Raw genomic sequence first — 12451 nt, forward strand, 5'->3', positions numbered from 1 at the left:
TTGAAGATTCCTTTAATTGCTATGCTTGAACCAGCGGGCTGGTGCTCGCACCTGCTGCTGAATAAGTCCCATTAGCGCAAGCGAACCGAACAGAAGCTTGTAAACAGGTTTGCGGTTTGCCCGCGTATCATTAAGCAGAGCCAGCGCATTGGCATAGTGGCCTGCAAGTAGATTCTGTCGCGCTACGTGACAAAGATGGGCAGCGCAATACCGTTCGATATCCCGTTGTAGTTGCTCGTCCATCTGACTGTTTTTTAGCCGCAGCCCCAAACGAGCGCTGAAGGGACACTCCCGAACCGGGGCCGTCGTTTCCGCTACATGCTTGCCCGCAACGCGGTAATAGCGCACATGTACGTTCGGGCTGTAGGCGATAGGACCTTTTAATGCCACCTTCACAAACAGCTCCTGGTCCTCACCCGCTGATTCGCCTGCTGGAAAGCCGCCCGTTTCAACAAACAGGGTTTTCTTAATCACCGAAGAAGACATTACAAAAGGGGTATCTCCACGGGATGCCACACTGAAGTAGTTGTCTATCAGCATGCCGTAAGGATTAACGTAAGGCAGTCTGATTCTGGCATCGGCGCACATGCCGTGCTGGTCGATACACTGATAGCGACTGGCATAAAACTCTGCTTCAGGAAAGTGTGTGATGAGCATGGCCATCTCTTCGGTAAAAAACGGCATCCATTGATCGTTGGCGTTCATAAATGCGATGTACGGGTTTTTGGCATGTGCGACACCCGTATTGCGTGCAACCGCTACACCCTGATTGTTCTGGCTTATCAGTCTGACCTTTGGCAAATTCGCTTGCGCGATACGTTCTGCCCCGTTGTCGGTAGAACCATCATCAACCACGATAATCTCGTCAACCGGATATTTTTGTAACTGCACGCTTTCAATAGCATTAATAATCTGTTCAGCATTGTTGTACAGTGGAATAACCACGCTAAATTCAGGCTTGTTCATACTGCTGCCCCCAATTGATGAATGCGGTCTGGATCGCGTCTGAAACAGGCAGGCTGGCAGACGATTTAGTACTGTGAGTGATCTCCAGCACTTTATTGAGTAATGCATCCGGGTTGATGTTATCTGCATCCATTTGATAATCAGCCGGAATGCCTACCTGATGGCACCACTGCACACTTTTTGAATGGTAGTTAAGCGCCATACACGGTGTGTTTGTCATATAAGAGAAGATATTGCAGTGCAGGCGCATGCCGACGACTGCGGAAAACGACGCCAGGATTTTAAGCATTTCCAGCGGATCCGGGTTGTAATCCACAATGTTTAGCGGCACCCGTCCCCCGATTCTGGCGCGGATCTTATTGTGTATATGATGGTCACCGTAGACTGGGTGGCCATTAAAGCTCAACAACGTGACAGGCTGCGCCGTGTGGTACCACAGCTTTTCAATGAATTCGCAGATGCGTACCACACGCATTGCTTCTGCCTTAGCATTTACCGATGCTGGTGCACTGGTGGGCCGGGCGCACAGATTAATCGCTACACCACTGCGCGGCTGCTGTGTGGCCTTAGCGCCGAAAGACAACAGTGTCGGCGCCAGGTCAAAGGCTTTAACCAGATTTGCGCGAGGCGCAATATGTTTAGCGATATCAAAACTTCCCTGGTCGCGCAGAGCGACTAACCCACACTCGTTTAAAAAGTCACGGCAGGCCAGCTCGTCGTTCAGGTAGGTGAAAGGCGCAATACCCACCCCCAGTGCCATACTTTTCCCTTTACCGGCCAGTGCCATCATGTGGCGTTTCTGATTGATGTCAGCAGCTGAATTAAGTACCGAGCCACCGCCAAAAATAATTCGTTTGCTGCGCGCTGCACCGATGTAGTGGGTCATTCTGTTCTGACCTTTAAAAGCCGGTTTTTCATGAAGCGTCGCGATGTCAGCGCTAAAACCGCTGGGCAACGTTTTGTTGTAAGAAGAAACCAGCATTTTTTTGCAGCCCAATACGGATTGAGCACCATAAAGTGTCGCCAGCAATAACGCGTCGTCGCCGCTGTTTTGCATGCCGTAATGGCCAACCAGATAAGCATCGTATTTTGAAATCATAGGGTTTCTCCAATATTCCCTGCGCGGTACACAAGGAGAATTGCAGAAACCGGTCCAACTTTTATCTTTATGTTTTATATGCGTTTTTTAAAAATCACGGAGAATGTTTATTAATTTGCAAAGCGCGATTTTTTATTCTGCAACAGTAATGCAATATGGTTTTCAGGTAGCGTTGTGAGTCAGCTGGCCAACTGGCATTTAAAAAAACAGTAAACCTGCTCCAGGCCCTGCTCACTTATCTTGTGATAATGAATCCCGCTGCTGCCCGACAACCGTGACATGCCCGATGATATGTTTTGGCGGATTGGAGTGAGGGTATGACTAACCACTAACGGAGCCTGGCCTGGCAGTGGCGCGGGTATTGCCCAAAAACGTCTTATTGAAATAGTTAAAAAAAAAGCCCCTCACAGAGGGGCTGAACAGTGGGAGAACACACCTTATGAAGAAATCGTTTTGTTGATTAGTAAGCCCCTTTGGCTGCTAATACCGCAGGCACCGTCATTGCCAGTATTTTCATATCTGTCCAGATAGACTGCTCGACGATATAGCGCTTATCCAGATTCAGTTGCTCTTCGAACGTGGTATCTGCGCGACCTGATACCTGCCACAGACCTGTCAGACCCGGTTTGCAGTAAAGGCGTGGCATAATTTGACGGTTATACTGGCAGTATTCGCTGACAAGGTGAGGGCGTGGCCCAATCATTGCCATGTCACCTTTAACCACATTGATAAGTTGCGGTAACTCATCCACTGAATACTTGCGCAGATATTTGCCGATACGCGTTATGCGCGGATCGTGGTAAAACTTCTGGCAGATACCATCGCGATCACTGTTGCTGGCAACCGGGGCTTTATATTGTGGCGAACCCGGCACATGCATCGAACGCAGTTTGTAGCAACGAAACTGGCGACCAAACTCTCCTACGCGGGTTTGGGCAAATAGCACAGGTCCCTGACTTTCCATTTTAATAAACAATGCTATCAGCAGAAGTACGGGCGACAGACACAACAAAATAGTTAATGCCGCTGCCTGCTGTAAAAACATCGGAATGCCTTTGTGCATGTAACGCGCTTTGTTTTGCAAAGCTTCATCTACACTAACGGCCGGTGCAGTAACTACGGTGGCGTGAGCCTGGTGTAAAGGACGTGCTGTGTTCATGGCTTCATTCCCTTTTCAATGTGGGTAATTCTTAGAAAATCTGTATTACTGGCATACATTGTGTTGGTCAGTGTCAGGTGACGTGGTAAGCGTTTCATTTTCAGTGACCTAATTACTTCAACGTGTGATAACCATAGATAGCCACATTCATGCCATTTCCGAAATAAATATTTAACCTATTGTTATTTAAATACTTTACAAAAAATGACTAAAGCTAACTTCAGCGACATAGGGCGTTTGAAATGCGTTTTGAATTGCAAATTGCGAGGTTATTTTTATTTTGAAAAGACCCGCAGCAATAGCGTTAGCTTTTAAAGCCGGTATACAGGTGTAAAAGTTGGGTGCCCCACCATTAAGTAGTTTACTTTGATGCTTCCTTCGAAGCCTTGATTAACCAGGCATGACACGAGCACTTTTATGGAATGGGCGCGAGCGAATTACTGCAAGAGCTGGTAATATTCCCGCCACAGCGGCATGTTATTGTTCACGCATCAGAATGCGTCTTGCTACTTACTAATTCAGGAAGCCCATGGCACTTAAAGCGACCATTTTTAAAGCCCACCTTTCCATCTCAGATATGGATCGAAACTATTATAATGATCATAACCTGACAATAGCCCGTCATCCGTCTGAAAACGACGAGCGCATGATGCTGCGTATCATTGCGTTTATCGAGAATGCCCACGAGCGACTGCAATTCACAAAAGGATTGTCAGATGATGAAGTGCCGGACTTATGGCAAAAAAGCTTCAGCGATGAAATAGAACTGTGGATAGAGCTGGGCCAGCCTTCTGAGCAGCGGATAAAAAAAGGCTGTAACCAAAGTCAGCACATGATGATTTATGCTTACGCTGATAACAGCTTTGATGTCTGGTGGAACAAAGAGAAAAACAAATTGCAAAGCAGGAAAAACTTGTCTGTACGTACTGTTTCTGAAGCACTTGCAACTTCGCTGGCAAACGCTGTTCAGCGCTCTATGCAAATTCAGGTAACCATTCAGGACGGGCAGATGTGGCTGACTATCGAAGGCGCAGATACCACCGAAAGTGTTGAAGTAGCAATAGAGAAACATTTGTAATGAAAAAGCTATCTGCCGTACAGCTTAAACAACAAGCGTTGATTTTCAGTGTTGCAGACAATCTTGAAGCGCAGGGCCGGGAAGAATTAGCCGGTATGGTGCAGTGCTGGTTTACGGTGGAATATCACCAGTTCCCAGGCTCACTACTGCTTCGCTTTCAATTTGAAAGTGCTGAGCAGCTGGCTAAAGCGGAACCTGAGTTACGAAAGTGGCAACGGCGCCTGAGCGCCGCTTTGTTAAAAAAAGGCGTGGTGCTTAAAGACATGCGCCGACATCTGGTCTTTACACTTCTGGGCCCTGAAGATTAAAAAGTGCAGACTTGCTACTGTCGCCGGTCATCAGAACGGCTTTAGTCTCCCGGACCTGCTGAGTTCTGTCAGCTGTTGTACCACTGCCAGATACCTAATGAGTAACCACTTATCAAATCGATACCCAGCGCAGATTTTACCAGATAAAGCATAAGCACCGTAAAACAGGCCGCCAGCGTAAAACTGATCGTTACGAATAAAAGCAATGAGAAAACAGCGATAGCCTGCTCACGTTTAGACAGAGTCCGCCGGTTTCTGCCCATCAGAAAAACCAGATAAAAACTAAACGGGATGAAAGGCAGTTTGATAGTAGAGCGCACATCCACGGCGTGAAGACGGCCGCCCCGGGCACCTACTACCGATGCCAGCGCGCAAAGTTGTTCAGTCGTAAAACTGTTTGCTATCGCAGGGTTAAGGCGCTTCAGCAGCGCCTGCATAGCGGGATCAGCCGTCGGGTGAATGGTTGATTTACGGTTTTTCAATGGCTAACTCCTTATACAGCCAGTTGTTTTTTTGCCAGTCGCTTCGTAGCTCTGGCTTCAAAAAAGCGATAATAGCGCCTAGGCAGCACACTCAGACATACCGATGCGGCGACGATTAATGTTGTACCGGGCGTTTCTGCCACCATTCGCCAGTTGGTAAATACTGCTTTAAAAAAATAGGCAAACGCTAATCGGGTTTCTCCTGTCTGAGAAGCATTTAGCGCCAGGCGGCGAAGCTGATAAGCATGTGCCAGGGAGAACCAGCGATTCACTCTGGCTGGATGAGAGGAACGATATTTCGCCATCACATCCAGCCAGCTAGCGTATTGCTCGGCCAGGCTGACCGGAAGTTTTCCAGCAGTGTCACGCACGTGTGTGGTGGGGATAGACACCCCCTCAACCCTTAAGCCCGAATACAGAGCGATTTTAAGCCAAAAATCGAGTTTTACTGCGTCGCGCAGCGTTTCATCGAAATAACAGATCCGCCCCGATTCGTGCACCGGACTGCATGCGTTTAACTTATTCAGTGTAGCTCGGCGGATAACGGCGGCAGAGCCATTTCCTATAAGGTTGTGGCAGACAACCTCCCTCAGGCCGATATCGTAAAGTCTTGGGAACTGACCCAGTCCGGTGAGTTGCCCCTGCTTGTCTATAAACAAAGAGGGACTATAACTGGCCCCCACTCGCGCACTGCTATCCAGGTGCGCAATGTGACTGGATAGTTTGTTTTTCAGCCAGCGGTCATGCCAATCGATAAGCGCAATATATTGACCCCGTGCGAAGTAGATTCCGGTATTGCGCGCAGCTGCCCCCCCCTGACTTACCTGTGAAATAATCCTGATTCGCGGGTCATCGAAGCTCGCCAGTAGTGCCAGCGTTCCATCCGTGCTGCCATCATTTACACAAATGACTTCAAAGTCGTCGAAGTCCTGAGCCAGTACAGAGTCCAGTGCAACATTCAAATATTCAGCACCATTGATAACCGGCATGATCACACTGACCTTAGGCGCGGAACTACTCATCGGGCGCGCATCCTTCTTCAGGGGGTGGTTTTTGGTCAAAAGTGATATCGGCGCGAACAACCTGGGCGACGACTGTTTTACCTGATAGTCAGACAGCATGATCCGTCAGCCTGCGGTTTCGACCTTTCTTTTCGTGTCGAAATATTAATGGAGGTAAACAAATCATTATATAGCTCACTCGGTTTATCGATTGAGCTATGTCTGTTTCAATTCCCGTTCCAGATTTTAAATAAAAATAACCTGCTGATTTTTAAGCTGATTACTTGGTAATTTTATTGCCGTTCGCAATATGCAATAAGTATTTCGCAAAATCGAATGTGTTAAAGTTACTGCCAGGACTGAATTTTACGATATAACGTAGACGGGCTTACACCTAACGCACCCGCCGCCTGCACCACGTTATCACCGTAAAATGCAATAGCATGCTCGATGGCTTTTCGCTCAGTGACAGCAAGCGGCTCCACTTTATCCGAATCATAGCCTGCCAGTCTGGCATCCATGGTATCTGGCATAGGTATCACAGCTTCAGGCTGTGCACTATCCGTCGATGGCTGTGTCGCAATGGAGGAGCGGCGCGCAACCGATAGTTGATTGAGCTGGTCACTGGGTAAGCGAAGCTGTTCGCCCAACTGTTTGCTGGTTAGCAAGGGGCCTTCGTTCATAATCACACAACTGTGAATCAGGTTCTGCAACTGTCTGACATTACCAGGCCAGCTATATTGAGAAAGAAATACCTCAGCGTCAGAAGAAAAGCCTACAAACTCTTTTTCTTCTGATGCCGCGAACTGTTGCAGGAACTGATTGGCAATTTGGACTGCATCGTTGTCACGTTCGCGTAGCGGTGGCAAGTCTATAGAGATAACATTGAGGCGATAGTAGAGATCTTCCCGAAGCTTCTTTTCTCTTATTGCTTCAAGGGGTTCCCGGTTTGTTGCACATACAAACCTCACATCAACCTTCTCTGTTTTGCCTGAACCCACTTTCTGGAAAGTACCTGTTTGGATGAACCGCAAAATTTTCGCCTGCAGCGTCATGTCCATCTCACCCAATTCATCAAGAAACAATGTTCCGCCATCGGCCAGTGTTGCCGCCCCGTCCCGATTGCTTACTGCCCCCGAGAACGCGCCTTTCACATGGCCGAAAATCTCTGACTCCATCAGCTCAGAGGGAATAGCAGCACAATTGAGCGCTATAAACGGGTCAAGCTTACGCTGACTTAGGTTGTGCAGCGCCTGGGCAGCCACTTCTTTACCAGTACCACTTTCCCCGGTAATAAACACAGATGCCCGGCTGGGCGCACTTCGCTCAATAATGCTATACACCATTTGCATAGCGATAGAGTCACCGATAAAACCATCCAGATTTTTGCGCCGCCTGCGCTCATAGCGTGCCAGCGTCTTTCGCAACAACGTTCGTTCGCTAATCAATTCTCTGGCCTGTATGGCTTGCTCGACAAGTATTCGTAACGCATGGTTGTCCCAGGGCTTTTGCAGGTAGCTCCAGACCCGACCTTTATTAATACCTTCCAGCACATTATCTAAATCAGCATGCGCTGTTAGCATTATGCGAATCGTATCGGGAAACCGGTTTGCAATCTGCGCGCATAACTCATGACCATTCATAACGGGCATGGTTAGGTCAGTGATAACAATATCCACCGGTTCCTGTTCCATCTTATCAATGGCTTCCTGTCCGTTTCCGGCTGTACTAACTTTTACAGAAGGCAGATTTCTTAAGGTTCGCATCAGCGAATTGAGGATCGCCTGTTCATCGTCAACCAGTAATAAATGGATTTTTGTCATTATGGCGTTCCTGCCGTTTTTGATTACATCACAACTGTACTACCCAATTTAGGCACAATTTATGCCTCGTTCAACTTTTCCATTGCGATTCCCGGGGTATTTTAATGATGAACATGTCTGAAGCCGGCAGTGCAAGAAAACCCATCGTCCTCTGTATCGATGATGAGCCGGCAGTGCTGCGGTCAATCAAACGTACATTACAGCCCCTGAATATTACGCTATTGGCGACAGATAACCCTGATAAAGCCATCGAGGCGCTACGTCGCTACCGCGTGAGCGTGCTGTTAACCGACCTGTTGATGCCTGCAATGCCGGGTAGCGAATTGTTAAAGACCGCATCTGAATTGCAACCTGGCATGTACCATCTGGTTTTATCCGGACATACAGATGTAAGCACAATTGCCTCGACCCTTAGCGCCAGCCGTGTCGACCATATCATGCAAAAGCCATGGGAGAGCGCTGAGCTACTTGATACGGTTCGCGAAGGGCTGGAGGTTGCTGCGATAAAGGCAAAGAATATTCATCTGCGTCGACAGTCACAGAAGCTCAACCGAGCTTTAAATCAGGAGAAACTGGTATTGCGCCCCGGCGTTGAGAAACGTACCCGGCAGCTAAAAAGCTTGCTGTCGCAGATGCGCGAGCGTCAGCAGCAAACAGAGTCTGTTTTGCTGAATATAGTAGAACAGCACCCATGGTTGAGGGTGCGCGAAAGCGCCCGGATTGGTAATGCGACAGCACGAGTACTGGACCAGCTTACGCAATCGATGACGCTGTCAGCAGATCTGCAACACGCTATATTGCTGGCGGGAAAATTATGTCAGATTGGTCTGGTCAGCGCAGCCACAAGCTTTGATGACCAAAATCTTAAATCAATGAGCTTTGAATTACGCTCACGCTTTTATAGCCAGACTGACGCGGTGCTTGAGATTTTTTCTCCCAGCCAGGCGCTTAATACCACCGCCCAGATTTTGCACGAGCAATTTGAATATGTGAACGGCCAGGGTTATCCGGGAAAACGTGCGGGCGACCAGATTACGCTGGGCGCGCGTATTCTGGCAGTAGCGCGTGATTATTGCTGGTTGCGTAATGGCTTTTTGAACGGGGTGATGCACAATCATGATGAAGCGATCATGGTTATCTATCGCCACCGTGATATTTTCTACGATAGTCGGTTAATAGGGCTGCTGGAAAAGTTAGCCTGAAGCAGCCTGATGAGGTGCTATGGGCAGAAGCAGCGTGACACGGGTACCTACACCCAGTTCAGACGTAACACTGATTTCACCCTCGTGTGCATCCATGATTGAGCGTGAAATAGCTAACCCCAGACCGGTTCCCTCGCCCACTGGCTTTGATGTAAAGAAAGGCGAAAATATCTCTTCTAAATCTTTTTCTGGAATGCCGCATCCATTATCGGTTATCTCGACCTGAATGTATTGCTGTACCTGCACCGAGGTAATCGAAATTTTACCTTCTGTTTCAATAGCGTGACTGGCATTAACAATGAGATTGAGCAGCACCTGCTCTATTTCGCCGCGGTCGCCGAATACGTCGCCTGACTGCTGACTTAGCCGGATATCAAACTGCACCGGCACCTTTATGGTGGCAGCAGCGATTTTCACTGCCTGTTCAATACAGGCGTTGAGATCGAAATAGCCGCGCTCCTGAGAGGTAGAGTGGGTAAATGATTTCAGGTTTTTAACAATATCTGCAATACGTTTCAGGCCATATGCATTGTCTTCCAACACTTCCTGCAGGTCGCTTTTTAAAAAGCTAATGTCCATTTGATTAAGAAAGTCGCTAAGCTGTGCGTCTTCTGTGGACTCGTTAATGCGCTCAACAATGCTTAATAACTTAGTTACCGTTTCAGTTAAAAACTGGTGATTTGCCTGGATAAAGCCTACCGGGTTATTGATTTCATGTGCCACCCCTGCAGCCAGCTGGCCCAGTGTCGACATTCGGTCTGCTATCACCAGTTGCTTTTGTGTGGCGGCTAAGTCCTGTCGCATTTTTTCCAGTACACTTTCGCTGGACTCGCGGTACCGGGTTTCGATTTGCCGCGCGACACCCAACCGTAAGTGCTCTATGGTTGTGTCCAGTACATACAGTTTTTCTTCATCAATAAACTCTGACTCAAGAAAAAATACCAGCCAGCCAATTTCACCGGGCTCAGCCTGAAAGTTGGAGCTTAAAAGCCAGCCTGCTACTCCGGCACGCTCATCCGCCACACCTTGAATACTCCATGAATCCAGCAGCTCGGTATGATGTGACGGAAAGCTCCAGCTTTTATAATCAGCCAGCGCAGCATTGCTGCCATCTTTAAACATAATAATCGGGGCGGGGGTGGTGCTTATTTTACCTGCTTTGCAAAAAAAACAGGCGCCAATAGAGGCGTCGCAAAAGTTCATCGTCAAATCGATGGTCGATGTTACCAGCGGGGTAACCCCGTCATCGTTAGAGATGTAACGGCTGGAGCGCGACAGGTATTCCAGTTCCGCCTGTTTTTTCTGGGCCACTGACACCGACTCTTTAAGGGCTTTATTGGAGTAATAAATACGCTGAGAGAATTCTTCCAACTGTGCCTCGGCCGCTTTACGGGCCAGCCGTTCACGGTTTAATCGTCGCTCTAGTAGCTGAATTTTTGAATTCAGTTCATCGTTTTGCAAAGTGATACTCCGGCCTGTTCACAGCGGCCCCACCACTGGCGTGGCGTGGGTTGTTTAATAGTAGCAACAATTTTGCGTTTGAACAGACGGGTAACAGTCAATTGTTTGGTTATTCAGATACAAAAAAGGCACCCGAAGGTGCCTTTTACAACTTATTTTCGCTCATTACAGATTTTCGTTCAGGAACTCTGTAAGTTGTGCTTTTGATAACGCACCTACTTTGGTCGCTGCAACGTTACCACCTTTGAATAGCAACAAAGTCGGGATGCCGCGAATGCCATATTTAGGCGGCGTTTCATTATTTTCATCGACATTCAACTTACCAACTGTTAACTTGCCTTCGAACTCGGACGCAACTTCTTCCAGAATTGGCGCGATCATTTTACAAGGGCCGCACCATTCCGCCCAGAAGTCGACCAGCACAGGACCGTCAGCATTGATAACGTCTGCCTCAAATTTGTCGTCAGTTAACTGGATAATTTTGTCGCTCATTCTGTTCTCCATTGATTGGTCAGTCGCTGATTTGTTCAGCCACACCATAAGTGTTATAAGAAACTGTCTTTTTTAATGCAAGCACTGATAAGCTATAAGCTATGCAAACAACTCATTTAACCGAAACAAATTTTTCCGATTTGCCTATCAATGACAAGGTACTTTCGGCGCTTCAATCAGCAAATTTCACCCATTGTACACCGATTCAGGCTTTAGCTTTACCTCCATTACTGGATGGCCTTGATATTGCCGGGCAAGCCCAGACCGGAACCGGTAAAACCATTGCGTTTCTGGTCGCCACGTTCCACTATCTGATGGCTAATGCTGCCAAAGATAACGCGGATTCGAAAGGGCCGAAAGCAATAATTATGGCACCAACCCGTGAGCTGGCCGTTCAGATATACAACGACGCCAAACCACTGAGTGAACACACTGGGTTATCACTTGGATTGATATATGGGGGTGAAGGTTATCAAAGTCAACGCGAAACGCTTGAAGAAGGTGTCGATATTATTATCGGGACGACCGGGCGTATTCTGGACTATTACAAACAAAATGTGTTCAGCCTTGCGCATATCCAGGTAGCCGTTCTGGATGAAGCCGATCGTATGTTCGATTTGGGCTTCATCAAAGATATCCGCTTTTTGTTTAAGCGTATGCCTCCGGCGTCAGAACGTCTGAGCATGCTCTTTTCTGCTACACTGAGTTATCGGGTTCAGGAACTGGCTTACGAGCATATGAATAACCCTACTCATGTTCAGGTTGAGCCGGAAACGAAAACCGCCAAGCGGGTAAGTGAGGAGCTGTTCTATCCGTCTGACGACGATAAAATGCGGTTACTGCTTACCCTGATGGAAGAAGAGTGGCCTGAACGTGCCATTGTTTTTGCCAATACCAAGCATACCTGCGAAAAGGTGAATGACTGGCTTGAAGCCGACGGTCACCGGGTAGGCTTGCTCAGCGGTGATGTTCCGCAGAAAAAGCGCATGAGCATCCTGGATGATTTCACAAAAGGTAAGCTTGATATCCTGGTCGCGACCGATGTCGCAGCACGTGGATTGCACATTGATGCAGTAAGCCATGTTTTCAACTATGATTTACCTGATGACGCTGAAGACTATGTCCACAGGATCGGTCGTACCGGTCGGGCCGGCAAAAGCGGTATCGCAATCAGCTTTGCATGTGAAAAATACGCGCTGAATCTGCCTGCTATCGAGCAGTACATTCATCATGCGATTCCGGTCACAGATTACGACCGCACAGCTCTGCTTGAGGATGTGAAACCGCCCCGGGCACGTCAGCGTAAACGGACACCCAACGCACGTAATTCAAATCGTCGCGGTCGGAGTCGGGGAAAACCGTCAAATAAGAATAACTAAC

The 12451-nt window shown here is 48.0% G+C and carries 12 protein-coding genes; 4 read left to right on the forward strand and 8 right to left on the reverse strand.

Features of this window, described 5'->3' with window-relative positions; all coding sequences use genetic code 11:
* Positions 1-12: 12 nt before the first annotated feature.
* From FBQ74_RS15265 to FBQ74_RS15275, 3 genes are all read right to left on the reverse strand, one after another.
* A complete protein-coding gene (locus FBQ74_RS15265; RefSeq protein ID WP_168190686.1) occupies positions 13-966 on the reverse strand; it encodes a glycosyltransferase family 2 protein in 954 nt (317 codons plus the stop codon).
* Positions 953-2065, reverse strand: a complete 1113-nt coding sequence (locus FBQ74_RS15270; RefSeq protein WP_139757477.1) for a polysaccharide pyruvyl transferase family protein — start codon at positions 2063-2065, stop codon at positions 953-955. Before FBQ74_RS15270 ends, FBQ74_RS15265 begins: the two co-directional genes overlap by 14 nt.
* Before the next feature lie 460 nt (positions 2066-2525).
* Complete coding sequence (locus FBQ74_RS15275; protein WP_205912265.1) at positions 2526-3224, reverse strand: sugar transferase; 699 nt, start codon at positions 3222-3224, stop codon at positions 2526-2528.
* A 529-nt stretch (positions 3225-3753) separates the two neighbouring features.
* Here FBQ74_RS15275 and FBQ74_RS15280 point away from each other — a divergent pair.
* The gene (locus FBQ74_RS15280) at positions 3754-4302 is read left to right on the forward strand and encodes a YaeQ family protein (RefSeq protein WP_139757478.1); all 549 of its coding nucleotides are present in this window, start codon (positions 3754-3756) and stop codon (positions 4300-4302) included.
* Positions 4302-4610, forward strand: a complete 309-nt coding sequence (locus FBQ74_RS15285; protein ID WP_139757479.1) for a hypothetical protein — start codon at positions 4302-4304, stop codon at positions 4608-4610. Before FBQ74_RS15280 ends, FBQ74_RS15285 begins: the two co-directional genes overlap by 1 nt.
* Before the next feature lie 68 nt (positions 4611-4678).
* On the opposite strand, the gene FBQ74_RS15290 is transcribed toward FBQ74_RS15285, so the two are convergent.
* From FBQ74_RS15290 to FBQ74_RS15300, 3 genes are all read right to left on the reverse strand, one after another.
* Entirely contained in the window at positions 4679-5092 is a 414-nt protein-coding gene (locus tag FBQ74_RS15290; protein WP_139757480.1) for a 3-phosphoshikimate 1-carboxyvinyltransferase, read from the reverse strand.
* A gap of 11 nt (positions 5093-5103) precedes the next feature.
* A complete protein-coding gene (locus tag FBQ74_RS15295; protein ID WP_168190687.1) occupies positions 5104-6114 on the reverse strand; it encodes a glycosyltransferase family A protein in 1011 nt (336 codons plus the stop codon).
* Between the two features lie 326 nt (positions 6115-6440).
* Positions 6441-7916: a sigma-54-dependent transcriptional regulator gene (locus tag FBQ74_RS15300; RefSeq protein ID WP_139757482.1), complete on the reverse strand. Its 1476-nt coding sequence runs from the start codon at positions 7914-7916 to the stop codon at positions 6441-6443.
* Between the two features lie 104 nt (positions 7917-8020).
* Between FBQ74_RS15300 and FBQ74_RS15305 the strand changes: the two genes are divergently transcribed.
* Positions 8021-9118 carry a response regulator gene (locus FBQ74_RS15305; RefSeq protein WP_139757483.1) on the forward strand — a complete coding sequence of 366 codons (1098 nt, stop codon included), beginning with the start codon at positions 8021-8023 and terminating at the stop codon, positions 9116-9118.
* On the opposite strand, the gene FBQ74_RS15310 is transcribed toward FBQ74_RS15305, so the two are convergent.
* Together FBQ74_RS15310 and trxA are read right to left on the reverse strand one after the other, a co-directional pair.
* Complete coding sequence (locus FBQ74_RS15310) at positions 9110-10579, reverse strand: sensor histidine kinase (protein WP_139757484.1); 1470 nt, start codon at positions 10577-10579, stop codon at positions 9110-9112. The two genes, FBQ74_RS15305 and FBQ74_RS15310, sit on opposite strands and share 9 nt — an antisense overlap.
* 165 nt (positions 10580-10744) lie before the next feature.
* Positions 10745-11071, reverse strand: a complete 327-nt coding sequence (gene trxA / locus FBQ74_RS15315; protein WP_139757485.1) for a thioredoxin TrxA — start codon at positions 11069-11071, stop codon at positions 10745-10747.
* A 101-nt stretch (positions 11072-11172) separates the two neighbouring features.
* Between trxA and rhlB the strand changes: the two genes are divergently transcribed.
* Entirely contained in the window at positions 11173-12450 is a 1278-nt protein-coding gene (gene rhlB, locus FBQ74_RS15320) for an ATP-dependent RNA helicase RhlB (RefSeq protein ID WP_139757486.1), read from the forward strand.
* Position 12451 lies beyond the last annotated feature (1 nt).

Source organism: Salinimonas iocasae, from assembly GCF_006228385.1.
In the GTDB taxonomy this organism is placed as follows: domain Bacteria; phylum Pseudomonadota; class Gammaproteobacteria; order Enterobacterales; family Alteromonadaceae; genus Alteromonas; species Alteromonas iocasae.